This window comes from Metapseudomonas otitidis (assembly GCF_900111835.1).
GTDB lineage: Bacteria > Pseudomonadota > Gammaproteobacteria > Pseudomonadales > Pseudomonadaceae > Metapseudomonas > Metapseudomonas otitidis.
In genome coordinates, this window is the sequence record NZ_FOJP01000009.1 from 175,517 (window position 1) to 201,906 (window position 26,390).

Sequence of the window (26,390 nt, forward strand, 5' to 3'; positions counted from 1 at the left end):
GGAGTTTCCGGGTGAAAACAGGGCCGCGAATACAGCCCTTCTAATTATCGGAACTTATGCGCCAGACTATAGCCAGTTAAGGCGAAAAGCCAGTTCGGCACAAACCTCATGAAGACCTCAAAGCCCGTCCCCACAAGCCTCGAAGGCTGGATCAAGCAGCTCGACGGTGTTCGCCTGCCGATCCCTGCCGCCAGCCACGAGCGGGTGCGTCGGGCCCTGGGGGACAGCCGCCGTTCGTTGCGCGACATCGCCGACATGATCCAGGACAGCCCCGCCCTTGCCCTCAGCCTGATGCGCGAGGCGAACCGCACGGCGACAGCACTGGGCGGCCCGGCGGAAAGCCTCGAGGTAGCCCTGACCCGCCTCGGCCTGAAGCGCTCCGAAGAGTTGCTCAATCGCCTGCCCGCCGTTGCCGAACACGACATTCCCCTGCCCCTCCGCCAGATCCTGTTGATCAGTCAGCACGCATCCCAGCAGGCCAACGGCCTGTTCGCCGCCCGACTGGCCAGGCTGTGGCAGGAGATCCACTGGAACAGCCTGCTCTTCCTCTCGCCGCTCTGGCCGCTGCTGGCGCTCTATCCCGAGCTGTTCAGCGCCTGGGAAAAGCGCGTACTGGTGCGCGGCGAACCCGCCCGCAAGGTCGAGCGCGACCTGCTAGGCGTTCCCGTCCTGCGCCTGTGCCAGGCCCTTGCAGAGCATTGGCGACTGCCCGAGTGGATCACTGAAGGCTACCGCCTGCTGAATGCTCAGCAGAGAATGCTGGTCAAAGCACTGCACATTGCCCGCGACAACGAACATCCGCTGCACCAGCAACAGCTGCTGGATGCCGATACCGACCTGCGCCGCTGGCTGACCCAGCCCGCCAACACCGTGCTGCTGGCCAACGGTCTGGCCATCTCGGCCCACAACTCCTGGACCTGCGACCACAGCCTGCGCTGGCAGCGCCTGACAGGGCTCTACATGCAACTGCCCCTGGCAGACGTGCAGCAGCTCGTCCACCAGCAGGCCGTGGAAAGCGCCCGCCACCACGCCACGCCCGAGCTCTGGCATCCGGCGCAAGGCCTCATCTGGCCGTGGGGCACCAGCCGCTGGCCGGCCGACGCGGCCAAACCGGCACCGCCGCCCCCGGCCGCCCTGCAGGAATGGCGCACCCTCTGCACCCAGCTGCTGCAAGAGCCGAGTACCTTCGCCAATATCGTCCAGCTCACCGCCTGTGCCCGCGATGCGCTTGCCGCCTGCGGCATGCGCCGCAGCCTGCTCCTGCTGGTGGACAAGACCCAGACGCGCCTGATGGTCCAGCAGAGCGGCGGCCTGCCCAAGGAGGCAGCCGGCCTGCAGCTGGACCCGGCCCAGAGCCAGGTCCTCAAGCGCCTGCTTGCCCAGCCGGGTCAGCTGCGCCTGAGCCCGGAGAACGCGGCGCAGTACTCCGCCTTCATCCCCGGCAACCTCAAGGCCCTGTTCCCGGCCGATCACCTGTTGCTGCGCTCCGTGGCGGCCAATGGCCGGGTGGTGCTGCTGGTGGTCGCCGACCAGGGCGGCCAGCCGTTCTCCGACATCGGGTTGCAGGCCTTCGGAAAGACCATGCAATGCATCGAGCGCGCCCTGCTTGGCTTTGCCAGTCGCGGGCGCTGACCTTTCCGCTACAATCTCCCGCTTTCCGCCCTTACCGGAGCCCGTCATGCCTGCCTTTGCCGGCCTGCCATTGGTCATCGAGCCCGCCGACCTGGCCGCACGCCTGGATGCCCCTGAACTGATCCTGGTGGACCTCACCAGCGCCGCTCGCTATGCCGAGGGCCACATCCCCGGCGCCCGCTTCGTCGACCCCAAGCGCACCCAGTTGGGCCAGCCACCTGCCCCCGGCCTGCTGCCGGCCAAGGCTGACCTCGAGGCACTGTTCGGTGAACTGGGCCATCGTCCCGACGCGGTCTACGTGGTCTATGACGACGAAGGCGGCGGCTGGGCCGGGCGCTTCATCTGGTTGCTGGATGTGATCGGCCACCCGCATTACCACTACGTAGATGGTGGCCTGCATGCCTGGCTCGCCGACGGCCACGCCACATCCGGCGATACCCCCACACCCGCCGGCGGCCCGCTGCCCCTGGTGCTGCACGACGCCCCGACCGCCACCCGCGAGTACCTGCAGAGCCGCCTCGGCGCAGCCGACCTGGCGATCTGGGATGCCCGCAACCCCGCCGAGTACGCCGGCACCAAGGTGCTGGCTGCCAAGGGCGGACACATCCCCGGCGCGGTCAATTTCGAATGGACCGCCGGCATGGACCCGTCGCGCGCGCTGCGTATTCGCCGCGACATGCCTGAAATCCTCAACCGGCTGGGCATCACCCCCGACAAGGAAGTGATCACCCACTGCCAGACCCACCACCGCTCCGGCTTCACCTACCTGGTGGCCAAGGCGCTCGGCTACCCCCGCGTGAAGGGCTACGCCGGCTCCTGGTCGGAGTGGGGCAACCACCCGGACACGCCCGTCGAGGCCTGAGGCCCCGGAACCCAAGGAAAGACCATGAAAGAACGCCTGTTCATCATCAGCCAGTACCTGCTTCCCCATCACCTGCTCTCGCGCCTGGCCGGGTGCGTGGCAGAATGCCGCATCCGCTGGTTCAAGAACGCCTTCACCGCCTGGTTCGCCCGCCGCTACCAGGTGAATATGAACGAAGCGCTGGTCGAGGACCTCACCGCCTACGAGCATTTCAACGCCTTCTTCACCCGCGCACTCAAGGACGGCGCCCGCCCGCTGGACAGCACCCCCGGCGCCATCCTCTGCCCCGCCGACGGCGCGGTCAGCCAGCTCGGCCCGATTGAGCACGGCCGCATCTTCCAGGCCAAGGGCCACAGCTTCAGCGTGCTGGAGCTGCTGGGCGGCGATGCCGAACGCGCTGCGCCCTTCATGGGCGGTGACTTCGCCACCATCTACCTGTCGCCCCGCGACTACCACCGCGTGCACGCCCCGCTGGCCGGCACCCTCCGCGAAATGGTCTACGTGCCGGGGCGCCTGTTCTCTGTGAACCAGAGCACCGCCGAGAACGTGCCGGAGCTGTTCGCCCGCAACGAGCGCGTGGTCTGCCTGTTCGACACCGAGCGCGGGCCGATGGCCGTGGTACTGGTGGGCGCGATGATCGTCGCCTCCATCGAAACCGTCTGGGCCGGCCTGGTGACACCGCCCAAGCGTGAACTCAAGACCTTCCGCTACGACGAAGCCGCACGCGCCCCGATCAGCCTGGAGAAAGGCGCCGAACTGGGTCGCTTCAAGCTCGGCTCCACCGCCATCGTGCTCTTCGGGCCCGAGCAGATCCGCTGGGCCGAAGGCCTGGCCGCCGGTAGCGCGGTGAGCATGGGCCAGCTCCTGGCACTGCCGAAGGAAGCCTGACCGCAAGGCCCTGGGACGTTGAACGCGCGGCCACCCGGCCAGGTCCAACGTCCCATAAGCCCGCTCGACACGCCTGTCCGCGCGATACCGCCACCGGCCTCTCGTTAGGCTGCGGCGACCCGATGATGCTGCTAGAGTGCGAGAGACCGTTCCCACACGCCTGGCCCGTTGCTGTTGGAGTACCCGAGTTACATGGACAAGCAGAGTCCCCACCTGTTATTGCGTGTTCCGACTCCGAGCAAGCAGAGCCTGTCCCTCTGTGAAGCTACGCCCCGCGATATCAAGCGCTGGATCTCACTGCTGCCCAAGGCCAACATCGGCGAGACTGCCCGTCAGCTCTACCAGGCGCTGGTGGAGCTGAACCAGCTCATCACCCCCAGCGACAACCGCCTGCACCTGCTGGAACTGATCCGCCCCGAGGTGTACTTCGTCTGCCAGCACCTCGAACGCCACTTCCTCAACCAGGCCATCGTCCTCGACGAACGTCCGCGCAAGGTGGCCAACCTGTGCCAGGCCCTGCAGAACCACCTGGCCATCGGCTACAAGCAGATAGTCGTGCAGGAAGCCCAGCGCCAGGCCCGTGACGGCCAGCAACTGCTGACCATCGCCCTGCAGCGCGCCATGCACAGCCTCAACTCCGCCCTCATCCGCGCCAGCCAGCTGTACTGCCCGGTGCCGGAAGGCCTGTGGCTGGAACTGCACCAGCTCTACCAACTGGCTAGCAGCCGGCAGGTTCACCGCGTCGTCGTGCGCGACGGCCTAGCCCGCCACACCGAAGGCCTGAGCGTCGAACAGAACTACCTGGTCGCCCTGCTGCTGGGCTGCGCCCGCTGCAACCAGATGCGCCAGAACAACATCGCAAAGCTCGCCGAAGTGCTGGAGCCCTGGAGCGCACTGGTCCGCCTGCAAGGCGCCGAACTGGCCTCCAGCCTGTTCGCCGTCGCGCCGCAGGTCGACGGTCCGCCCCGCTACAAATCGCTGTTCCAGGCCAGTGAAATGGCAGGCCTGCTGGGCATCGACCCGCTGCCGCTGGTAGATGCGATCAAGCACTACCTGACCCTCGCCACCGAAGACCGCGCCCAGGCGCGTCTGCTGGTACCGGAAGGCATCAGCGTCGACCTCCTGCAGCACCTCAGCTCCGCCTGGGGCGACATCTCCGAGCGCACCTTCCAGCGCACGCCCGGGCGCGGCGCGCTGACCCTCTGCATCGGCATGAGCGCCCTGCACTTCTTCCTCTCCGGCAAGCAGCCGTTCGGCGCGATCCTGAAGATCAAGGAAGCTGGCCAAGCGGTCTTCAAGCCGATCAACAAGGACGAAGGTGACGTCTGGAACACCGCCTTCGACGCCCAGCCGCAGAACTGGGACGAAGGCCTGCCCTACGAGGAAATCCAGTACAGCAAGCCGGTCACGCCCGGCGATACCAGCCCCCAGCCAGAGCCCCCGGCCAGCGGCGAGAACTACCCGACCTTCGAACTGACCATCGTCAACCACAGCCCCGGCGGCTACTGCCTCAGCTGGCCCAAGGAAGTCCCCAGCCAGCTCCAGGCCGGCGAACTGCTCGGCGTGCAGGACGCCCCCAGCCAGGGCTGGAGTGTCGCCGTGGTGCGCTGGATCCGCCAGGTACGTGGCGGCGGCACCCAGATGGGCATCGAGCTGATCGCTCCCCACGCCCAGCCGTGCGGCCTGCAGCTGCTGCGCAAGGCCGACCAGCACAGCCAGTACCTGCGGGCACTGCTGCTCCCCGAGATCTCGGCCATCTCCCGCCCGGCGACCCTGATCACGCCGCGCCTGCCGTTCCAGGAAGGCAACAAGGTGCAGATCAACATCCACGGCGACGAACGCCGTGCCGTCCTCACCAGCCGACAGACCTCGACCGGCAGCTTCAGCCAATTCGAATACCGTCCGTTCGAGCAGCCGACGGAGCAGCACGGGAAGCCTGTCACAGCTTCGGGAGAGCGCGGATCGGGTGGGGACGAAGACTTTGACTCGCTCTGGAAGTCGCTGTAGATTCCCCAGCCACTCCCATTTGTCGCCATTTAGCGCCCGTTCGGCGCGGTCTAAGCACACGCCATGGCAATCGAGAAGAAAACCATCCGTCTGCTGATCCTGGAAGACTCGCAGAACGAAGCCGAGCGCCTGGTCAGCCTTTTCCGTAACGCCGGACGCGCCACCCGCGTCCATCGCCTGGTGTCCAGCGAAGACCTCGCCGAAGCCCTCCAGCAGACCTGGGACCTGCTCATCGCAGCCCCCGAGAGCGAGAACCTCTCCCCCGGCGAAGCCCTCGGCGCGATCCGCCGTCAGTCCAAGGACATCCCCTTCATCCAGCTGGTGCAGGACAACGACCCGGACCTCGTCACCGAAGCCCTGGCCCTCGGCGCCCAGGATGCGGTGCCCCAGGGCGAGGATGAGCGCCTGGTGCTGGTGGCCAATCGCGAACTGGCCAACCTCGAGGAACGTCGCGCCCGCCGCGCCGCCGAGGTGAGCCTGCGCGAAGCCGAGAAGCGCTGCCAGCTGCTGCTGGACAGCTCCGTGGACGCCATCACCTACGTCCACGACGGCATGCACATCTATGCCAACCGCGCCTACGTCGAGATGTTCGGCTATGAAGATGCCGACGAACTCGAAGGCATGCCGATGATCGACCTGATCACCGGCGACGACCAGGCCGCGTTCAAGGACTTCCTCAAGAACTACCGAGACGGCGAAGGCAACAGCGAACTCACCTGCTCCGGCTGCAAGGTCGACGGCCAGGCGTTCCAGGCCCGCATGAGCTTCTCCCCCGCCACATACGATGGTGAGCCCTGCATCCAGGTGGTGATCCGCGCTGAAGTCGCCAGCGCCGAACTGGAAGAGAAGCTGCGCGAGATCAGCAGCCAGGACCTGGTCACCGGCCTGTTCAACCGCAACCACTTCACCGAGCTGATGGATGCCGCCGCCGAGCGCGCCGTCAACGCCGGGCAGCCCGCGAGCCTCGCCTACATCCGTGTCGACCGCTACTCCGCCCTGCAGGCGGACATCGGCATCGGCGGCAGCGACCTGGTGCTGACCGACCTGGCCAACCTGCTGCGCACCCACTTCCCCGCCGACGCCCAGCTCGCCCGCTTCAGCGACGACGTCTTCAGCGTGCTTCAACCCGGCCTCAACCCGGAGCAGGCTCGCGATGGCCTCCAGGCCTTGCGCAAGAAGGTCGAAGGCCACCTGTTCGACGTGAGCGGCCGCACCGCCCAGCTGACCCTGTCCATCGGCGTCGCCGGCCTCAACGAGACCACGCCACGGGCGGAAGAAGTCATCGACCGCGCCCACCGGTGTGCCGACGAGATCACCGACGGCAACGACGTGCGCCTGTACGACCCCGCCAGCGAACTGGCCGCCGCCGCCAGCCGCGGCAACCTGGTGGCCATGGTCCAGCAGGCGCTGGAAACCAACAGCTTCCGCCTGCTGTTCCAGCCCATCATCAGCCTGCGTGGCGACAGCCACGAGCACTACGAAGTGCTGCTGCGCCTGCTCAGCCCCCAGGGCGAGGAAGTGCCGCCGGCCGAGTTCCTCGGCGCCGCGCGGGAAGCCGGCCTGGCCGAGAAGATCGACCGCTGGGTGATCCTCAACTCGGTCAAGCTGCTGTCCGAGCACCGCGCCAAGGGTCACAGCACCCGCCTGTTCGTGCACCTGTCCGGCTCCAGCCTGCAGGACCAGACCCTGCTCCCCTGGCTGAGCGTCGCCCTCAAGGCCGCGCGCCTGCCTTCCGACGCGCTGATCTTCCAGTTCAGCGAGCCCGACGCCATCGCCTACCTGAAGCAGGCCAAGGCCCTTACCCAGGGTCTGGCAGAGCTGCACTGCAAGGTGGCGCTAAGCCAGTTCGGCTGTGCGCTGAACCCCTTCAACACCCTCAAGCACCTGAACATCGACTTCGTGAAGGTCGACGGCTCCTTCACCCAGGACCTGGGCAAGGCCGAGAACCAGGAAGCGCTGAAGACCCTGCTGGCCAGCCTGCACGCCCAGGCCAAGCTGACCATCGTGCCCTTCGTCGAGAGCGCCAGCGTGCTGGCCACCCTCTGGCAGGCCGGGGTCAACTACATCCAGGGCTACTACCTGCAGGGCCCCAGCCAGTCGATGGACTACGACTTCTCCTCTGGAGACGAGTAAGCCTTCAGCCACACACGAAAAAGCCGCCCTCGGGCGGCTTTTTCATGCCTGGATAGCGAGGCTCAGTCCTGGCCGTCGCGGTCGCGGAACCCCAGCAGGTAGAGGATGCCGTCCAGCCCCAGGGTGGAGATGGCCTGCTTGGCCGACTGCTTGACCAGCGGCTTGGCACGGAAGGCCACGCCCAGGCCGGCCAGGCCCAGCATCGGCAGGTCGTTGGCGCCGTCGCCCACGGCGATGGTCTGCTCCAGGCGCAACCCCTCGCGCTCGGCCAGCTCGCGCAGCAGGTCGGCCTTGCGCTGGGCGTCGACGATGGGCTCCACCGCCATGCCGGTCAGCTTGCCGTCGACGATCTGCAGCTCGTTGGCGAACACGTAGTCGATGCCCAGCTTGGCCTGCAGCTGCTTGGCGAAATAGGTGAAGCCCCCGGAGAGGATCGCGGTCTTGTAGCCCAGGCGCTTGAGCTCGGCGAACAGCGTCTCGGCCCCCTCGGTCAGTCGCAGGGAGGCACCGATTTCCTGCAGCACGTCTTCGGAAAGCCCCTTGAGCAGCCCCAGGCGTTCCTTGAAGCTGGCGCGGAAATCCAGCTCGCCGCGCATCGCACGCTCGGTGATCTCGGCCACCTGATCGCCCACCCCGGCCGCCTTGGCCAGTTCGTCGATGACCTCCGCCTCGATCAGCGTCGAGTCCATGTCGAACACCGCCAGGCGGCGGTTGCGGCGGAACACCGAATCCCGCTGGAAGGCGATGTCGACGTTCAGCTCCTGGGCCACGCTGAGGAACTCGGCCCGCAGCGCTGCCGGGTCGGCCGGCTCACCGCGCACGGAGAACTCGATGCAGCCCTTGCCCTGGCTGTCGGGCATGTCCAGCGGCATGCGCCCGGACAGGCGGTCGATGTGGTCGATGTTCAGGCCGTACTTCGCGGTGATGGCGCTGACACGCTGCAGCTGTTCGGCGGTGACCTTGCGGGTCAGCAGGGTGACGATGTGGCGGGCCTTGCCCTGGCCTCCGACCCAGGTCTGGTAGTCGGCTTCCGACACCGGCGTGAAGCGCACCTGCTGGTCCAGCTTGTAGGCGGTGAACAGCACGTCCTTCAGCACCGACGAGCCCTGCTCGGTACCGGGGATCTCCACCAGGATGCCGAACGACAGGGTGTCGTGGATGACGGCCTGGCCGATGTCGAGGATGTTGACGCCGCCCTGCGCCAGGACGCCGGTGATCGCCGCGGTCAGACCGGGCCGATCCTCACCGGTGATGTTGATCAGGACTATTTCGCGCAAGGCGCACCTCCTGCAGTGGAAAAGGCGCACATTCTACCCACTTTCCCGGCCCGGCGAGCATGCCGGCCGCTTTGCCCTGCGGGGGGCGCTCGCTATACTGCGCCCCAATTCCGTCCGAGAAGAGCCGAGCTCTGTGAACCGGCCCACGTCCGTCAAACCCGACAACTTCTTCCTGCTGATCTTCAACGCCCTGCGCCAGCGCCGTGTGCCGATCGCCTTGCGCATCGCCAGCCACAGCCTGCTCCTGGTTGCCCTGGCGCTGGTGATCTACGCCTGGGTGATGGGCATGCAGTTCCGCCAGGCCATGCAGCAGCAGGCCGACGCCCTCGGCCAGAGCCTCACCGCGCAGACGGCCGCGTCCGCCACCGAGCTGCTGGTGTCCAACGACATCCTCAGCCTCAACGTCCTGCTCAACAACCTGGTGAAGAACCCGCTGGTGGCCCATGCCGCCATCTACAGCGTGGACAACCGCATCCTCGCCGAGGCCGGCTCGCGGCCCAAGCAGGGCCTGCTGGGCGAAACCACCGGGCTGTACTCCACCCCCATCACCTTCCAGGAAGTCATCGCCGGGCACCTGCGCCTGAGCCTGGACATGCAGCAGTTCCAGCAGCCGATGACCATCAGCCTGCAGAGCATGGGCCTGTTGAGCCTCATCCTGCTGGCCCTGACGCTGTCCCTCAGCCTGCGCCTGGGTCGCCACCTATCCACGCCGCTGCTGCAACTGCGGGTATGGCTGCGTGACCCGGACGACCCCGCCCCCGGTGCCGGCCGCCAGGATGAGCTGGGCGACCTCGCCCGCCAGCTCCAGGCCCGCCTGGTGCCGGAGAAGCCCGAGCCGGAACCCGAGCCCGAACCGGACTACCCGGAACTCGAAGACGACGACCTCCAGCCCGAACCGGGCCTGGAAGACGAAGAAGACGTCTTCGAAGTCCGCGACCTGCGCGACACCCGTTACGACGTCGAGGATGAGCTGCCCAGCCGCCTGTTCACCCCGGACGATGACGACCCCTTCGCCGAGCTGCGTCCGGTGGAGGAGCCGCCCCGTGCGCCGGCCATTGAGCCCCCAGCACCGGTCCAACCCAGCGTGCCCCAGCGCAGCGCCGTGCTCGCCGTGCAACTGGGCGCCCAGGACCAGCTGCGCCGCCTGCCGCGCTCGCGCCTGCTGGACCTGCTGCAACGCTACCGCGACTGCCTCGACCAAGCCGCCACCCTCTACCAGGGCGAGCTGCACACCCTCAACGACGGCAGCAGCCTGATGCTGTTCCACAGCCTCGACAGCGGCGAGGACCACCTCACCCATGCGCTGTGCTGCGGCGAGCTGCTGCGTGCCCTGGGCCACGCCCTGCAGATCGAGGTGGCCGACAGCGGCATCACCCTCCAGCTGCAGCTGGGCCTGACCCTCGGCGACAGCCTGGCCGGCATGAGCCAAGGCGACCTGCTGCTGGACGACGTGACCCAGGCCGCCCTCGCGCTCAGCCAGCACAGCCGCAACCTGCTGCTGGTGGACCGCGCCATCGCCGATGACCCGCTGGTGCGCCAGCGGGCGCGTGTGCGTGCCATCGCCAGCCCCGAAGGCGCCTGCTGCGTTGAACGCCTGCTGGAACCCTACCCCTCGCTGCTGGAACGCCAGCTGGCCCGCATGCACGAAGCCCGGCACTGAGCCGGGCGCCACGGAACGGCGACATGACCACACTGATCACCCATCCCCTGCCGGTGCTTGCCGTGGGCATCGCCCTGGGCAGCCGGGTCATTCCCCCGCGCCTGCTGCTAGCCGGCCTGATTGCCGCCTGCCTGCCGGACGCCGACGTGCTCGCCTTCAAGCTGGGCATCGCCTATGCCGATGCCTTCGGCCACCGGGGATTCAGCCATTCGCTGCTGTTCGCCGCGCTCTGCGCCGCACTGGCCGCCCTGCTCTGTCGCCCGCTGCGCTGCGGCCCTCTGAAGGCGGGCCTGTTCGTCGGCCTGGCGGCCCTCAGCCACAGCGCCCTGGACGCACTCACCAACGGCGGCCTGGGTGTCGCCTGGTTCTGGCCATGGAGCCAGGAGCGCTACTTCCTGCCCTGGCGCCCCATCGAGGTCTCGCCCTTCATCAAGGGCTTCTTCAGCGCCCGCGGCCTGGCCGTGCTGGCTTCGGAAGCCCGCTGGGTCTGGTTGCCCTGCCTGGCTGTCGCGCTGTCCGGCTTCACCCTGCGCCACCTGCTGCTGCGCTCGCCGCAACGAGACCACGCCTGAACGCCTGGCTGAAATGAAAACGCCGCGCTCCCTGGGGATGCGCGGCGTTTTCACAGGTGGAACGGCACACCGCTAGAAGCGGAACACCTCCACATCGGTACGCACCGGAGCCGCCATCGGGATCTTCGGTTGCGCCGGCTCCCGGCTGTTGCGCGCGGGCGCGGGACTGGGCTTGCGCGTCTCCCCGGCAGCGGGCGCGGAGGCCTGGCCCTCCAGGGGTTTCACGGCGCCCGCGAGTTGCTCGGCCAGTTGCTGCAGCAACTGGCTCTGGGCGCGAACCTGATCGCCCGCCGAACCGTCATGGGGCTGCTCCAGGCGCACCAAGCGGCTGTCACGCAGTTGGCCGGCCTTGTCCAGCACCCGCCACTGGGCTTCCAGCACCGCCGGGCGCTGGGGGCCGGAGTCCAGGCGGTTGATGCTCAGCAGCACCTGGGCGTCCGGGGTGAAACCCGGGTTGGCAGGGGCCAGCACCAGGCGCTGACTGTCCAGGCGCCAGGCCAGTTGGCGCAGCAGGAGCTGGTCGATGTCGCCGGCCAGGCTGCCGGCCCAGCGCCCCTCGGTGGAGGCGGTCAGGCTGCCGTCGGGCTGGCGTTGCAAGAGGGTTTCGCGCTGCAGGTAGTCCGCCACGGACACTGGGCCCAGCAGCACGGCCATGCCGGCAGCCTGGGAGGGCAGCTCGGAGTTGCCGGTCTCCAGCTGGTAGAGCGGCGCGGGTGGGGTGTGGACGCAACCCGCCAGCCCCAGGAGGCTGGTCAGCAGCGCCAGGAGTGGAAGTCGTACGACGTTCATCTGTCTGCTCTTCCGGGCCACACGCGGCGGCCCTGTTCGAATTCATCTCGGGGCGCCCGCCATGGCGGGGCCGTCAGGGGGCACTATCATCCGCCAATGCGGCGGACGACTCCAGCCTCGCGCGTCGAATGGCAGGCGCCAAGGCGCCGCCGGGCGGTCAACCCGGCAGCTCCACCTGCAGTGCATCGACCCGCTGGAATCCACGGGGCAGCTTGTTGCCACGCCGTCCGCGCTCGCCCTTGTAGTGCTCAAGGTCGTCAGCCTTGAGCGACAGCGTGCGCTTGCCGGCCTGCAACACCAGGGTGGCGCCGGCGGGCAGCACGGCCAGGTCGGCCAGGTATTCCTCGCGGCTGGCAACGCGCTCGCCGGGGATGCCGATGATCTTGTTGCCCTTGCCCTTGGCCAGCTGCGGCAGGTCCGCAACCTTGAACAGCAACAGGCGCCCTTCGGTGGTCACAGCGGCGAGGCAGTCCTCCTCCAGGCTGCCGAGGGGACGCGGCGCCATCACCCGCGAACCTTCCGGCAGGCTGACCAACGCCTTGCCGGCCTTGTTCTTGGCCTGCAGGTCGGCGCCCTTGACCACGAAGCCGTAGCCCGCGTCCGAGGCGATCACGTAGAGCGCGTCGTCGTCCGGCAGCAGCACGCATTCGAAGGTGGCCCCCGGCGGCGGCGTCAGGCGGCCGGTGAGCGGCTCGCCCTGGCCACGGGCGGACGGCAGCGAATGGGCCGCCAGGGAGTAGCTGCGGCCGGTGGAGTCGATGAACACCGCGAACTGGTTGGAGCGGCCCGGCGCAGAGGCCTTGAAGCCGTCGCCCGCCTTGTAGGAAAGCCCAGTGGCGTCGATGTCGTGGCCCTTGGCGCAGCGCACCCAGCCCTTCTCCGAGAGCACCACGGTGACCGGCTCGGTGGGCATCAGCTCGGTTTCCGACAGGGCACGGGCCTCGGCGCGGGCGACGATCGGCGAGCGGCGCGCATCGCCGTAGGTCTCGGCATCCTTGATCAGCTCCTCGCGCACCAGCTTCTTCAGCTTGGCGTCGCTGCCCAGCAGGGCCAGCAGCTTCTTCTGTTCCTTCAGCAGCTCGTCCTGTTCGCCACGGATCTTCATCTCTTCCAGGCGGGCCAGTTGGCGCAGGCGAGTGTCGAGGATGTAGTCGGCCTGGGCTTCGCTGAGCTGGAAGCGCTCCATCAGTACCGGCTTGGGCTGGTCCTCGGTGCGGATGATGTGGATCACCTCGTCGAGGTTGAGGAAGGCGATCAGCAAGCCATCCAACAGGTGCAGGCGCTTCTCCACCTTGTCCAGGCGAAACTGCAGGCGGCGGCGCACGGTACCGACGCGGTAGGTCAGCCACTCGGTGAGCAGGGTGCGCAGGTCCTTGACCTGGGGACGCCCGTCGAGGCCGATGACGTTCATGTTGACCCGGTAGCTGGACTCCAGGTCGGTGGTGGCGAACAGGTGCTGCATCAGCTCGTCGGCATCCACGCGGTTGGAGCGCGGGATGATGACGATGCGGGTGGGGTTCTCGTGGTCCGACTCGTCGCGCAGGTCGGCCACCATGGGCAGCTTCTTGGCCTGCATCTGGGCAGCGATCTGCTCCAGCACCTTGGCGCCGGAGACCTGGTGGGGCAGCGCGGTGACGACGATGTCGCCGTCCTCGACGCGGTACACGGCGCGCATGCGCACCGAGCCACGGCCCGTTTCGTAGATCTTCAGCAGGTCGGCACGCGGGGTGATGACCTCCGCCTCGGTGGGGAAGTCCGGGCCGAGCACGTGTTCGCAGAGCTGCTCGACCGTGGCCGAGGGCTCGTCCAGCAGGTGCACGCAGGCACTGGCCACTTCCCGCAGGTTATGCGGCGGCACGTCGGTGGCCATGCCCACGGCGATGCCGGTGGTGCCGTTGAGCAGCAGGTTGGGCAGGCGCGCCGGCAGGGTCAGGGGCTCCTGCATGGTGCCGTCGAAGTTGGGGCCCCAGTCCACGGTGCCCTGGCCCAGTTCGGAGAGCAGCACCTCGGCATAACGGGACAGCCGCGCTTCGGTGTAGCGCATGGCGGCGAAGGACTTGGGATCGTCCGGCGCACCCCAGTTGCCCTGGCCGTCCACCAGCGTGTAGCGGTAGCTGAAGGGCTGTGCCATCAGCACCATGGCTTCGTAGCAGGCGGAGTCGCCGTGGGGGTGGTACTTGCCGAGCACGTCGCCCACGGTACGGGCGGACTTCTTGTGCTTGGAGTCGGCATCCAGGCCCAGCTCGCTCATGGCATAGATGATGCGCCGCTGCACGGGCTTCAGGCCGTCGCCGATGTGCGGCAGGGCGCGGTCCATGATCACGTACATGGAGTAGTTCAGGTAGGCCTGCTCGGTGAACTCGGCCAGGGAACGGCGTTCCACGCCTTCCAGGGAGAGATCGAGGGTTTCGCTCATGCGTGCCTCACGGTGTCAGGTGTTGGCGCAGCACCAGGGTGCCGTCGCGCTGTGTGAATTCGAGTTGCTTGAGGGCGCTCATGCCGAGCAGCACCTCGTCGCCATCCATGCCGGGAGCGATGATGGCGGGCACCTGGGCAAGGTGGATGTCGCCCAGTTGCAGCTCGTCCAGATGGGTGCGATGACCGGTGGTGCGGCCATTCGCGGTACTCAGGGTGATGGGCTCGCCGCGCTTGAGCGCCAGGCGCCGGGCCAGCGCTTCAGGCACGGCAACGGCGGTGGCGCCGGTGTCCAGCAGGAAGGTCACGGCCTGCCCATCGATACGGCCATTGGCGAGGTAATGCCCCTGGCTGCCACTGGCCAGGCGCACTTCCACATAGCCATCGCCACGGGTGGAGGTGGGCGCCTGGTTGGGATTGCGCTTGCCGTCTTCCCAGCGTCCGAAGAAGTGTGTGGCCAGGAGCATGGCAATGCCCCAGGCGAGCACCAGCATCACCCGGCCCACACGCTTGCCCGGCGCCTGCTGGGTCATGGTGCTTCCCAGCCTCCGGTCGGCTTGGCAAAGCGCCACACGATCGGGCGCGACTCGCCGTCGGCGCGCACGCTGGAGCCGTTGTCGACGCCGATCCAGGCGCCGTCGGCGTCGACCACCAGTGCCTCGGCCATGCCCCAGTCCACGTCGTAGCGACGGGGCTCGGTGAGGGCTTCGGCGGCGAACGACCAGCAACGCTCCACCAGGCCCTTGGCCGGATCGCGGCGACAGACCTTGTGGGCATGGCGCTCCAGGGTGAACAGCTTGCCCTTGTACAACGACAGGTCGGCGAAATCCTTGGCCATCGGCACCGCACGCCCCAGGGTCGGCGGCGGGGTGTCCTCGCCGGCCTCGCTGAAGATCACGCAGCCCCCGGAGCACGACCAGGTGGACTGCTTGCGGTGCACCACCATCAGCCCACGGCGCTCGCGTTCGGCGGCCAGCCACAGGCGCTCCCCGGCGGGGTCGATGGCGATCCCTTCGAGCAGCGCATTGAAGTGCAGCAGCATGCCGCTGGCGCGGGCCTGGCGGACCAGGCTGTCCGGCAGGCGCAGCCAGTCGGCGGTGCCCTCCGGGCGAACCTGCAGCACGGCGGCATGGGCTTCGCTGAGCAGGTAGCGGTTGCCGGCGGCATCACAGGTGATGCCTTCCAGGTCCAGTTCATTGCCACGGAACAGGTTCATGAACCAGGTGCGCGTGCGCACGCCCCAGGGCAGGCCGCTGGGCGGCGGCGGCGGTGCCTCGAAGGCTTCCGCACGCGCCTGCAGGACGCCATCCACCGGCTCCAGCACGAACAGACGGTCATCGACCCGGTCGGACACGCTCTGCAGCGCCTTGCCGCACAGCGCCAGGCCGGACAGGTTGCCGCCGTCCATGCCCGCCACAGGGTACTCGGCCACCAGCCGCAGTTCTTCCACCAGGGCAGCAGCCCATAGCGACGGGGCGGACAGCAGCAGGGCGAGGAACAGGCCCGCCCTCACACCTGGACCTCGACCAGGTTGCCCTTGGATTCGAGCCAGCTCTTGCGGTCGCTGGCGCGTTTCTTGGCCAGCAGCATGTCCATCATCTCGTGGGTCAGGCTGCCGTCATCGAGGGTCAGCTGCACCAGGCGCCGGGTGTTCGGGTCCATAGTGGTCTCGCGCAGCTGCAGCGGGTTCATCTCGCCCAGGCCCTTGAAGCGGGTGACCTGGGGCTTGCCGCGCTTCTTCTCGGCCGCCATGCGGTCGAGGATGCCGTCGCGCTCGGCGTCGTCGAGGGCGTAGTGGACCTCCTTGCCCAGGTCGATGCGGTACAGCGGCGGCATGGCGACGTAGACATGGCCGGCTTCCACCAGCGGGCGGAAGTGACGCACGAACAGGGCGCAGAGCAGCGTGGCGATGTGCAGGCCATCGGAGTCGGCGTCTGCGAGGATGCAGATCTTGCCGTAGCGCAGCTGGGACAGGTCGCTGGAGCCGGGGTCGATGCCGATGGCCACGGCAATGTCGTGGACCTCCTGGCTGGCGAGCACTTCGCCGCCGTCGACTTCCCAGGTGTTCAGGATCTTCCCGCGCAGCGGCATGATCGCCTGGAATTCCTTGTCCCGTGCCTGCTTGGCGGAGCCGCCGGCGGAGTCACCTTCCACCAGGAACAGCTCGGCGCGCATCGGGTCCTGGCCGGCGCAGTCGGCCAGCTTGCCGGGCAGCGCCGGGCCCTGGGTGATCTTCTTGCGCTCGACCTTCTTGCCCGCCTTGAGGCGGCGGCCGGCGTTGCTGATGGCCAGTTCGGCCAGTTGCAGGCCCAGCTCGGGGTGGGCGTTGAGCCAGAGGCTGAAGGCATCCTTGGCGACGCCGGAGACGAAGGCGGCCGCCTCGCGGGAAGACAGGCGCTCCTTGGTCTGCCCGGAGAACTGCGGGTCCTGCATCTTCATCGAGAGGACGAAGGCGATGCGCTCCCAGATGTCCTCGGGGGCCAGCTTGACCCCGCGCGGCAGCAGGTTGCGGAATTCGCAGAACTCGCGCATGGCGTCCAGCAGGCCCTGGCGCAGGCCGTTGACGTGGGTGCCGCCCTGGGCCGTGGGGATCAGGTTGACGTAGCTCTCCTGCAGCGACTCGCCGCCCTCGGGCAGCCACAGCAGGGCCCAGTCCACCGCCTCCTTGTCACCGGCCAGGCTGCCGACGAACGGCTCGTCGGGCAGGCGCAGGTATTCGCTGACGGCGTCCACCAGGTAGGAGCGCAGGCCGTCCTCGTAGTGCCATTCGACGCGCTCGCCAGCGGCCTTGTCCTCGAAGGTGACCAACAGGCCCGGGCAGAGCACGGCCTTGGCCTTGAGCACGTGCTTCAGCCGGCTGACGGAGAAGCGGTGGGAGTCGAAGTACTTGGCGTCCGGCCAGAAGTGCACGCTGGTGCCGGTGTTGCGCTTGCCGACGGTGCCAATGACTTCCAGGTCGCTGGCCTTGAAGCCATCGGCGAAGGCCATGCGGTATTCGTTGCCCTCGCGCTTGACGCGCACCTCCACACGGGTGGACAGGGCGTTCACCACCGAGATGCCCACGCCGTGGAGGCCGCCGGAGAACTGGTAGTTCTTGTTGCTGAACTTGCCGCCGGCATGGAGCTTGGTGAGGATCAGCTCGACGCCGGGCACCCCTTCCTCGGGGTGGATGTCGACGGGCATGCCGCGGCCGTCGTCGATCACTTCCAGGGAGTTGTCCTCGTGGAGGATCACCTGGACGCTCTTGGCATGGCCGGCCAGGGCTTCGTCGACGCTGTTGTCGATGACTTCCTGGGCCAGGTGGTTGGGCCGGCTGGTGTCGGTGTACATGCCCGGGCGCTTGCGCACCGGGTCCAGGCCGGAGAGGACTTCAATGGCATCCGCGTTGTAAGTGGCCATGGATTCCCTTTCGTTCAAAGGTCGGAAAAATCGATGTCCCGCCACTGCTGGGCGGGGAAACCGGCATACGCCAGCAGGGCCGGCAAATGGGCGGGGAAGCGCTGGAACCCGTGGTCGCCGCCGGCCTCGATGCGCAGGGCACAGGCACGGTAGAAGCGCTCGGCTTCGCGGTAGTCCAGGGTTTCGTCGGCGGTCTGCAGCCAGACCTGGTAGCGGCTGGCGTCCTGCGGGGGTGCCACTTCCAGCGCTGCCAGGGCGTCCACATGGGCCTGGGTCAGCTCCCATTCCTCGCCGCTGTAATAGTTCTTCTGCGGCCCGAGGCGGCCCTCGAACAGCCGGTGCGGGTTCACCGCCGGGTTGATCAGGATGGCCTTGAGCCCGTGCCGCTCCGCAAGGTGGGTCGCATAGTAGCCGCCCAGTGAGCTGCCGACCAGCACCGGCCGGCCCAGCTCGGCGAGGGCCGCCTCCAGCTGCTCAATGGCCTGGCGCGGGTCATGGTGCAGGGCCGGCACGCGCAGCCGCTCGGCCTGCCCCATGCGCTGCATCAGGGCAGTGAGCTGGAGGGCCTTGCGGGAGTCGGGTGAGCTGTTGAAGCCGTGGATATAGAGGATGGCGGGGGCGGCGGTGGGCACGTGGCGTCCTGGGGTGTGTGGCTGGCAGTCGTACTTCTTGCCGTGCCTCGGCGCCAAGGTCAATAACCTTTGACGCTGTAGTCCACTTCGAAATCGATTCCGGTGACCCGCGACACGCCGGTCTCCAGGCGGCCATCGCCGTGCAGCCTGAGCCAGCGGTAGCCCGGGGCCTCGCCGCCGACCTGGAACTCCTCGCTCCCCGGCGCGAACTGCACGCAGGTGGAGGGCGAGGCCAGCAGGCGCACACCGTCGCGCAGCTGGTCGAACTCCTGGTGCACATGGCCCCAGAGCACGCCGCGCACATTGCTGAAGCGCGCCAGCACCTCGAACAGGGCGTCCGGGTTACGGATGCCGATCGGGTCCATCCAGCGGCAGCCGATGGGCACCGGGTGGTGGTGGAAGCTCACCAGCACATGACGATCACCGGCTTCGCTCAGCGCCTGCTCCAGCAGGGCCAGCTGGGCGGGCGGGAAATGCCCGGGCACGGCACCGCCGATGGTGGAATCCAGCAGCACCACGCGCCAGGCGGGGAAGTCGATCACCGGTTGCAGCAGGTCGCTGTCGCGGCACACCTGCTCCATCACCTGGACCTCGTCGTGATTGCCGGGGAACCAGCGGCACGGCGCGGGAATGCGGGCACAGAGATCACGGAAATGGACGTAGGACTCGGGACTGCCGTCCTGGGACAGGTCACCCGTGGCCAGCACCAGGTCGATGGCGGGCTGCTCCTCCAGCACCTGGTCGATGACGCGGCTCAGGCTGTCGTGCGTATTCATGCCCAGCAGCCGTCCTTCTTCTTCGGCGAAGAGGTGGCTGTCGGACAACTGCACGAGCAGGACCGAAGGAGCAGCGGCGTGGCGGTTCGCGCTGGACAAGACAGTCTCCTGGGGGTGAATGCCACGAATTATGGTGGCACAAGCGTGACGCGGTAAACCCGAGAACCGGGAATGGTTCACAGTTAGCGCGCCCCGGGAGATGGGCGGAAAGAAGTTTCCTACAAGACGACGGGTTCGACTTCGTGACCACAGGCCAGGCAGTGGGACAGCCACTCACCCAGGAAGAGGTTCAGCTGGCTCTTCTCGTCCGGCTGGTGCATGTCGACATTGGGGTAGGGATAGAAGCTGCGCAGGCGCCGTGCGTTCTCGGCGGCGACCACCTCGGCCATGCGCGCATCGTGGTACACGCGGACCTCCAGCTGCGGGGACGGCAGCCAGGGCAGCGGCAGCTCCTGGCGCACCTTCAGCGTGGTGGTGTAGGGGCATGCCTCCACCACGTCCAGCGCCAGCACCCCAAGCAGGTGCTCGCCCTGGCTCAGGGCCACGCGGCGCGAGGCCTGGGCCTCACGCATCTGGGGCAGCAACCGCATCAGCCGGGCGTAGTTGGCCTCACAGGCGGCTTGCAGCCCGGCCAGGTCCACCCGGTAGCGGTCGCGCAACAGGTTCACGTCCACATCCCCCGTACTTCGTCGCGGTTCAGCGCCAGCCATTGCAGGGCAATGATGGCAGCAGCGTTGATGATGCGCCCCTCGCGCAGGGCGGCCAGAGCATCGGCGAAGGACAGCACGTGGACACGGATGTCCTCCCCCTCCTCCGCCAGCCCGTGTACGCCACCGGCGCCCTCTGCGATGCAACGGCCTACGTACAAATGCACGAATTCGTCGGAGCCACCGGGTGAAGGATAGTAGGCGGTGATGGGCCAGAGGGAAGTCAATGTCAGGTCAGCCTCTTCGACGGCTTCGCGTCGGGCCACCTCTTCCGGTTCCTCGGCCTTGTCGATGAGGCCGGCCACCAGTTCGAGCATCCAGGGATTCTGGCTCTTCTCCATGGCGCCGACACGGAACTGCTCGATGAGCACCACCTCGTCGCGTTGCGGATCGTAGGGCAGCACGCAGACGGCATCGTGGCGCACGAACAGCTCGCGGCTGAGCTCCGGGCCCATCTGCCCGGAGAACTGCCGATGACGCAGGCGCAGGCGGTCCAGGCGGTAGAAGCCGCGGAAACACACCTCGCGCTCAATCACGTCGATCGCATCTGGGCCGGGTTTGAAGGTGTCTGTCATTGCATCTCGCTCTTTCGGGTGGTTCTGCGTCCGCGCATCCTACTCCGCCGTTTCGGCTTTGCGCAGCCTCTTTGCAGGCGGGCCGGGGACTGGGATCATGCGTCCCCTCCTGCCCGGCGCCGCGAACTCATGGCGCCGGGAACAGTCGAAAACCGCACCGTCCAGCAGACAGCCGATCCGATGACCGATTCCCTCTCCCTGCGCAAAAAACTGGCGCTCGCCGCCTTCACCCTCCTGCTCGGCGCCTGCCAGAGCCTTGCGCCCGACACCGGCCTGAAGGTCGAACGCCAGGCCTGGGAACACCTCAAGCCCGGTTGCCAGGGCGAGAGCTGCCCGCTGGTGAACATCGACGTGGTGCACTTCCCCGACGCACCGGCGCTGGAAAGCCTGGTAACCCGCCGCCTGCTGCAGATGACCCAGGACGCACCCGGCACGCCGCTGCCGGCCTCGCTGGCCTCCTACGAACGGGACTTCCTCGCCCGCGCCGAGCCCGGCTGGGCCAGCTACCTGCAGGCCAAGGTACGCGAGCAGCATGACCAACTGACGATCATCGAGCTCTCCAGCTACCTGGCCACCGGCGGTGCCCATGGCATGCCGGGGCGCGGCCTCATCACCTACGACCGCAAGCGCGAGCAGGCGCTGACCCTGCGCGACATGCTGCTGCCCGGCCAGGAGGAAGCCTTCTGGAAGCTGGCGGAAGCGGCGCACCAGCGCTGGCTGGTGGCCAACAAGCTGGACCAGGATGCCGACTTCGCCAGCACCTGGCCCTTCCAGCGCACCGAGCACGTGGCCCTGGCCCGTGGCGCGATGCTGCTGAAGTACGACGTCTACAGCATCGCCCCCTACGCCAGCGGGCACCCGGAGCTGACCATCCCCTACCCGCAGCTCAACGGCATCCTCAAGCCGGAGTATTTCCCCGGCCGAGGCTGATCCGCCCGAGCCCCCACTGCAGCACGCCGGCCGCCAGCAGCGCCGGCAGGGTCGCCCCCAGCTCCGGCCAGCGGGCGGCCAGCAGGTGGTACAGCGCCACACCGCAGCCCCAGGCCACCAGGGTGTCCCAGCGCAGCACACGGCGCGGCGCCAGCTCCGCACGGCGCTGGCGCAGGATGAAGTGATCCACCAGCACCACGCCGAACAGCGGCGCGAACACCGAGCCGATCAGCAGCAGGAAGTTCTGGTACTCCGCCAGCGGCGCGAAGGCCGCGATCAGGGTGCACAGCACACCGATGGCCAGGGCTAGCTGCTCCACCTTCAGCGGCAGCAGGATGCCCGCCGAAACGGCCGCCGAATGGATATCGGCAAAGGCCTTCTCCGACTCGTCCAGCAGCACCAGCAACAGCGGAATGCCCATCCCGGCACCGGCCAGGGCCAGCAGCAGGGCGTTGGCATCGCTGCCCTCGGCGAACGCCAGGGTGTAGGCCACGCCCAGGCTCATCAGCCACAGGCAGCCGACGAAGAAGCCCAGGGCCGAACCGACAAACACCCCCGAGCCCCGCCGCCCGAAGCGCGTGTAGTCGGCTATCAGCGGCAGCCAGGAGAGCGGCATGGCGATGGCGATGTCGAAGCCCAGGGCAAAGCCCATCGAACCGTCGCCAGCCTTGGCCAGGATGGCGCCCAGGTCCGCACGACGCAGCAGGTCCCAGGTCAGCCACAGGCAGGCCCCCAGCAGCAGCCAGATGCCCCAGCGCCGCAGGATGCGCCGCACGAAAGCCAGCGGGCCGGCCACTGCCAGCAGGGTCGCCAGGCCGCCGAAGACCAGCGTCCAGAGCAGCGGCGAGGTCCAGGCGCCCTGCTCGCCGAAGCTGCGGCTGGCCAGCAGGCTCGCGGCATCGCGCATGACGATGATCTCGAAGGCACCCCAGCCCACCAGTTGCAGCAGGTTGAGCAACGCCGGCAGGGACGCGCCGGCCGAGCCGAGGCTGAGCTTCATCGCCGCCATGCTCGACAGCCCGGTGTCGCTGCCGATCAGTGCCGCAGCTCCCAGCAGCAGTACGCCGACGCCGGTGCCCAGGAGGATCGCCAGCAGCGCATCGCCCCCACCCAGGCCGGGTGCCAGCAGCGCACCGGTCTGCAGCACCATCAGGCCGAGGCCCAGGGAGAACCAGAAGGAAAACAGGTCGCGCGTGCCGAGAACGCGCTGGTCGAAAGCGACCGGGATGGACGGCGAGTAGCGAGGCGAGGTGTTCACGTGGCGGAAGCCCTGGTTGGACGGTGGCAAGGATTGGCCCACAAACCGCGAAGCCGGGCATCAGGCCCGGCTTGCGAAAGAGGGTGGATCGGGGCGCCGGCGATGCCTGGGGCACGCCGGGCCCGGCTCGGTCAGACCTGCTTGTAGATCACCGAGCCTTCTTCGCGGAACCGCCCGGACTGCTCGGCGAACCCGGCCTGGATGGCCTTCTGTTCGTCGGTCAGCCCGTTCTCCTTGGCGTAGTCGCGCACTTCCTGGGTGATCTTCATGGAACAGAACTTCGGCCCGCACATGGAGCAGAAATGCGCCACCTTGGCCGACTCCTTGGGCAGCGTCTCGTCGTGGAAGGCGCGGGCGGTGTCCGGGTCCAGGCCGAGGTTGAACTGGTCCTCCCAGCGGAACTCGAAGCGCGCCTTGCTCAGGGCGTTGTCGCGGATCTGCGCCCCGGGGTGGCCCTTGGCGAGGTCGGCGGCGTGGGCGGCGATCTTGTAGGTGATGATCCCGGTCTTCACGTCATCCTTGTTCGGCAGGCCCAGGTGCTCCTTGGGCGTGACGTAGCAGAGCATGGCGCAACCGAACCAGCCGATCATCGCGGCGCCGATGCCGCTGGTGATGTGGTCGTAGCCGGGGGCGATGTCGGTGGTCAGCGGGCCGAGGGTGTAGAACGGCGCCTCGTCGCAGCATTCCAGCTGCTTGTCCATGTTCTCCTTGATCAGGTGCATGGGCACGTGGCCGGGGCCTTCGATCATGGTCTGCACGTCGTGCTTCCAGGCCACCTTGGTCAGCTCGCCGAGGGTCTCCAGCTCACCGAACTGGGCCGCGTCGTTGGCGTCGGCGATGGAGCCGGGGCGCAGGCCGTCGCCCAGCGAGAAGGACACGTCGTAGGCCTTCATGATTTCGCAGATTTCCTCGAAGTGGGTGTAGAGGAAATTCTCCTGGTGATGCGCCAGGCACCACTTGGCCATGATCGAACCGCCACGGGAGACGATGCCAGTGACCCGCTTGGCGGTCAGCGGCACATAGCGCAGCAGCACGCCGGCGTGGATGGTGAAGTAGTCCACGCCCTGCTCCGCCTGCTCGATCAGGGTGTCGCGGAACAGCTCCCAGGTCAGGTCCTCGGCGATGCCGCCGACCTTCTCCAGGGCCTGGTAGATCGGCACGGTGCCGATGGGCACCGGCGAGTTGCGGATGATCCACTCGCGGGTCTCGTGGATGTGCTTGCCGGTGGACAGGTCCATCACCGTGTCCGAGCCCCAGCGGATGCCCCAGGTCAGCTTGGCCACCTCTTCCTCGATGGAGGAGCCCAGGGCCGAGTTGCCGATGTTGCCGTTGATCTTCACCAGGAAGTTGCGGCCGATGATCATCGGCTCCAGCTCCACGTGGTTGATGTTGGCGGGGATGATGGCGCGTCCGCGGGCGACCTCCTCGCGGACGAACTCGGGGGTGATCTCCTTCGGGATGGCGGCGCCGAAGCTGTGCCCCGGGTGCTGCTCCTTCAGCAGGCCGGCCTCGCGGGCCTCGGCCAGCTTCATGTTCTCGCGGATGGCGACGAACTCCATCTCCGGCGTGATGATGCCCTTCTTCGCGTAGTGCATCTGCGTGACGTTGTGCCCGGCCTTGGCCCGGCGCGGATTGCGCACGTGGGCGAAGCGCATGGCCGACAGCTCGGCGTCCGCCAGGCGGCGCTGGCCGAACTCGGAGGTCAGGCCCGGCAGGCGCTCGGTGTCGTTGCGGTCATCGATCCAGGGGCTGCGGATGTCCGCCAGGCCCTTGCGCACGTCGATCTGCACGGCGGGGTCGGTGTAGGGGCCGGAGGTGTCGTAGACGGTCACCGGCGCGTTGATCTCGCCACCGAAGGCGGTGGGGGTCACGTCCAGGGCGATCTCGCGCATGGGCACGCGGATATCGGGGCGCGAGCCCTGAACATAGACCTTGTGGGAACGGGGAAACGGCTGGACGGATTGCTGATCGACCTGGGCGCTCTCGCTCAGGTTTCGTTGTTGTTTTGCGGTCATCGGCAGGCTCCTGGGTGATGTCGGAGCGAACCTGAAAGGCAGAGTGCACCGGGGCCGGTGCCGAGAGGGACCTCTCCGGAGTGCAAGGCGGGAGAGGCACATCTTGTTCCCTACGCAGGCCTTAACCTGATCAGGTTCAACGGGATCCGGAACTTTCCGATCTCAGCCTCCGATTCGAGGCACCCCGACAAGAACTCGCGCAGTCTAATCAAGCCCGCCGCCACAAACCAAGCCCGCACCGGTAAATAAATGACCCGCGCGTCAGGAAATCCGCTGAAAACAGTATTGTTCCGGGCAGGCAACATAACGTCCGGCAAACTACACTCAGCCCGCCTGGCGGTTGTCTTGACCGCGTACCACGGCACCCGTAGCCTTGCCCGACCCCACTGAATCCAGGATTGATCATGCTGCGCAGACTCTCACTGGCTGTTGCCGTGGCCTCCGCATTCGCCGGAACCGCCTGGGCAGCCAACGCCCCGCTGTCAGCCAAGACGGACCTTGTAACCGTGTACAAGGATGCGGTCGACAACAACGCCGACCTCGCCGCCGCCCGCGCCAACTTCGAAGCCCAGCGCGAGGCCGTGCCCCAGGCACGTGCCGGCCTGCTGCCGCAGATCAATGGCGGCGCCAGCGCCAACGACACCCGCACCAAGCTGGACCAGCCCTCGGCCACCAGCTCGCGCAGCGGCATCGTCTACCAGGCCAGCCTCAGCCAGCCGATCTTCCGCGCTGACCGCTGGTTCCAGCTCAAGGCCGCCGAGGCCAGTACCGAGCAGGCCTCCCTGGAGTTCTCCGCGACCCAGCAGAACCTGATCCTGCAGACTGCCGAAGGCTACTTCGCCGTGCTCCGCGCCCAGGACAACCTCGCCTCCACCAAGGCCGAGGAAGCTGCCTTCAAGCGCCAGCTCGACCAGGCCAACGAGCGCTTCGACGTGGGCCTCTCGGACAAGACCGACGTGCTCGAAGCCCAGGCCGGCTACGACACCGCCCGCGCCAACCGGATGATCGCCGAGCGCAACGTGGAAGACGCCTTCCAGGCGCTGACCACCCTGACCAACCGTGAATACGGCGCCATCGAAGGCATCCAGCACACCCTGCCGGTGGTGGTGCCCAGCCCGAACGACGCCAAGGCCTGGGTCGACACCGCCGCCCAGCAGAACCTCAACCTGCAGGCCAGCAACCACGCCGTGGACGCCGCCGAGGAAACCCTGCGCCAGCGCAAGTCCGGCCACGCCCCGACCCTGGATGCCGTCGCCCAGTACCAGAAGGGTGACAACGACAGCCTCGGCTTCACCAACAGCGGCACCAGCCCCGTGCGCTACGGCAGCGATGTCGAGCAGCGCACCATCGGCCTGCAGCTGAACATCCCGATCTACAGCGGCGGCCTGACCAGCTCCCAGGTGCGCGAGTCCTACCAGCGCCTGAGCCAGACCGAGCAGCAGCGCGAAAGCCTGCGCCGCCAGGTGGTGCAGAACACCCGCAACTACCACCGCGCGGTGAACACCGACGTCGAGCAGGTCAAGGCCCGCAAGCAGTCGATCATCTCCAACCAGAGCGCCCTGGAAGCCACCGAAATCGGCTACCAGGTCGGCACCCGCAACATCGTCGACGTGCTGGACGCCCAGCGCCAGCTGTACAGCTCGGTGCGCGACTACAACAACGCCCGCTACGACTACATCCTCGACAACCTGCGCCTGAAGCAGGCCGCCGGCACCTTGAGCCCGGCCGACCTGGAAGCCCTGGCCGGCTTCCTCAAAGCGGACTACGACCCGGACAAGGACTTCCTGCCCCCGGACCTGGCCAAGGCGGCGGAAGCCAGCCTGCGCAACAAGGCCAACTGACAGGCCCCATGAAAAAGCCCGG

21 protein-coding genes and 1 riboswitch are annotated in these 26,390 nt (G+C 67.7%); of the genes, 9 read left to right on the top strand and 12 right to left on the bottom strand.

Annotated elements, in window-relative coordinates:
- Nucleotides 1–108: 108 nt before the first annotated feature.
- The 5 genes from BM198_RS13475 to BM198_RS13495 all read left to right on the top strand — a co-directional run bounded on the left by BM198_RS13475 (nt 109) and on the right by BM198_RS13495 (nt 7,522).
- Nucleotides 109–1,632 carry an HDOD domain-containing protein gene (locus BM198_RS13475; protein WP_074970552.1) on the top strand — a complete coding sequence of 508 codons (1,524 nt, stop codon included), beginning with the start codon at nt 109–111 and terminating at the stop codon, nt 1,630–1,632.
- A gap of 46 nt (nt 1,633–1,678) precedes the next feature.
- A complete protein-coding gene (gene rhdA, locus BM198_RS13480; RefSeq protein WP_074970554.1) occupies nt 1,679–2,494 on the top strand; it encodes a thiosulfate sulfurtransferase in 816 nt (271 codons plus the stop codon).
- 24 nt (nt 2,495–2,518) lie between these two features.
- Complete coding sequence (gene asd / locus BM198_RS13485; RefSeq protein WP_074970556.1) at nt 2,519–3,382, top strand: archaetidylserine decarboxylase; 864 nt, start codon at nt 2,519–2,521, stop codon at nt 3,380–3,382.
- A 192-nt stretch (nt 3,383–3,574) separates the two neighbouring features.
- A complete protein-coding gene (locus tag BM198_RS13490) occupies nt 3,575–5,389 on the top strand; it encodes a molecular chaperone (RefSeq protein ID WP_074970558.1) in 1,815 nt (604 codons plus the stop codon).
- Nucleotides 5,390–5,452: 63 nt separating this feature from the next.
- A complete protein-coding gene (locus BM198_RS13495; RefSeq protein WP_074970560.1) occupies nt 5,453–7,522 on the top strand; it encodes an EAL domain-containing response regulator in 2,070 nt (689 codons plus the stop codon).
- Nucleotides 7,523–7,584: 62 nt separating this feature from the next.
- Here BM198_RS13495 and serB read toward each other — a convergent pair whose 3' ends face one another.
- Nucleotides 7,585–8,799 carry a phosphoserine phosphatase SerB gene (gene serB / locus BM198_RS13500; RefSeq protein WP_074970562.1) on the bottom strand — a complete coding sequence of 405 codons (1,215 nt, stop codon included), beginning with the start codon at nt 8,797–8,799 and terminating at the stop codon, nt 7,585–7,587.
- A gap of 133 nt (nt 8,800–8,932) precedes the next feature.
- Between serB and BM198_RS13505 the strand changes: the two genes are divergently transcribed.
- Nucleotides 8,933–10,459 (top strand): AhpA/YtjB family protein, encoded by a 1,527-nt coding sequence (locus BM198_RS13505; RefSeq protein WP_074970564.1) that lies wholly within the window; start codon nt 8,933–8,935, stop codon nt 10,457–10,459.
- Between the two features lie 23 nt (nt 10,460–10,482).
- Complete coding sequence (locus tag BM198_RS13510) at nt 10,483–11,031, top strand: metal-dependent hydrolase (RefSeq protein WP_074970566.1); 549 nt, start codon at nt 10,483–10,485, stop codon at nt 11,029–11,031.
- 72 nt (nt 11,032–11,103) lie between these two features.
- Here BM198_RS13510 and BM198_RS13515 read toward each other — a convergent pair whose 3' ends face one another.
- From BM198_RS13515 to BM198_RS13555, 9 genes are all read right to left on the bottom strand, one after another.
- Nucleotides 11,104–11,820 carry a PqiC family protein gene (locus tag BM198_RS13515; RefSeq protein WP_044401095.1) on the bottom strand — a complete coding sequence of 239 codons (717 nt, stop codon included), beginning with the start codon at nt 11,818–11,820 and terminating at the stop codon, nt 11,104–11,106.
- Nucleotides 11,821–11,977: 157 nt separating this feature from the next.
- Complete coding sequence (gene parC, locus BM198_RS13520; protein ID WP_074970568.1) at nt 11,978–14,236, bottom strand: DNA topoisomerase IV subunit A; 2,259 nt, start codon at nt 14,234–14,236, stop codon at nt 11,978–11,980.
- Nucleotides 14,237–14,243: 7 nt separating this feature from the next.
- On the bottom strand, nt 14,244–14,768 hold the full coding sequence (locus tag BM198_RS13525) for a retropepsin-like aspartic protease family protein (RefSeq protein WP_044401089.1): 525 nt from the start codon (nt 14,766–14,768) through the stop codon (nt 14,244–14,246).
- Complete coding sequence (locus BM198_RS13530; protein WP_074970570.1) at nt 14,765–15,748, bottom strand: esterase-like activity of phytase family protein; 984 nt, start codon at nt 15,746–15,748, stop codon at nt 14,765–14,767. Before BM198_RS13530 ends, BM198_RS13525 begins: the two co-directional genes overlap by 4 nt.
- The gene (gene parE, locus BM198_RS13535) at nt 15,745–17,634 is read right to left on the bottom strand and encodes a DNA topoisomerase IV subunit B (RefSeq protein ID WP_074970572.1); all 1,890 of its coding nucleotides are present in this window, start codon (nt 17,632–17,634) and stop codon (nt 15,745–15,747) included. Before parE ends, BM198_RS13530 begins: the two co-directional genes overlap by 4 nt.
- A 14-nt stretch (nt 17,635–17,648) precedes the next feature.
- A complete protein-coding gene (locus BM198_RS13540) occupies nt 17,649–18,266 on the bottom strand; it encodes a YqiA/YcfP family alpha/beta fold hydrolase (RefSeq protein ID WP_074970574.1) in 618 nt (205 codons plus the stop codon).
- Nucleotides 18,267–18,325: 59 nt separating this feature from the next.
- Nucleotides 18,326–19,141, bottom strand: a complete 816-nt coding sequence (cpdA, locus tag BM198_RS13545; protein WP_074970576.1) for a 3',5'-cyclic-AMP phosphodiesterase — start codon at nt 19,139–19,141, stop codon at nt 18,326–18,328.
- Between the two features lie 119 nt (nt 19,142–19,260).
- Entirely contained in the window at nt 19,261–19,716 is a 456-nt protein-coding gene (locus BM198_RS13550; protein WP_069560628.1) for a DUF1249 domain-containing protein, read from the bottom strand.
- A complete protein-coding gene (locus BM198_RS13555) occupies nt 19,707–20,324 on the bottom strand; it encodes an NUDIX domain-containing protein (protein WP_074970578.1) in 618 nt (205 codons plus the stop codon). Before BM198_RS13555 ends, BM198_RS13550 begins: the two co-directional genes overlap by 10 nt.
- 180 nt (nt 20,325–20,504) lie before the next feature.
- Here BM198_RS13555 and BM198_RS13560 point away from each other — a divergent pair, with 180 nt between their 5' ends.
- Nucleotides 20,505–21,254 carry an RsiV family protein gene (locus BM198_RS13560; protein ID WP_074970580.1) on the top strand — a complete coding sequence of 250 codons (750 nt, stop codon included), beginning with the start codon at nt 20,505–20,507 and terminating at the stop codon, nt 21,252–21,254.
- Here BM198_RS13560 and cytX read toward each other — a convergent pair.
- Together cytX and thiC are read right to left on the bottom strand one after the other, a co-directional pair.
- Nucleotides 21,223–22,512, bottom strand: coding sequence for a putative hydroxymethylpyrimidine transporter CytX (gene cytX, locus BM198_RS13565; protein WP_074970684.1), 1,290 nt, complete (start codon nt 22,510–22,512; stop codon nt 21,223–21,225). The genes BM198_RS13560 and cytX overlap by 32 nt on opposite strands.
- Before the next feature lie 131 nt (nt 22,513–22,643).
- Nucleotides 22,644–24,527, bottom strand: coding sequence for a phosphomethylpyrimidine synthase ThiC (gene thiC, locus BM198_RS13570; protein ID WP_074970582.1), 1,884 nt, complete (start codon nt 24,525–24,527; stop codon nt 22,644–22,646).
- A 90-nt stretch (nt 24,528–24,617) separates the two neighbouring features.
- A riboswitch (TPP riboswitch) is annotated at nt 24,618–24,724 on the bottom strand.
- A 207-nt stretch (nt 24,725–24,931) separates the two neighbouring features.
- Between thiC and BM198_RS13575 the strand changes: the two genes are divergently transcribed.
- Nucleotides 24,932–26,368 carry a TolC family outer membrane protein gene (locus BM198_RS13575; RefSeq protein WP_074970584.1) on the top strand — a complete coding sequence of 479 codons (1,437 nt, stop codon included), beginning with the start codon at nt 24,932–24,934 and terminating at the stop codon, nt 26,366–26,368.
- The last annotated feature ends 22 nt before the right edge of the window (nt 26,369–26,390 follow it).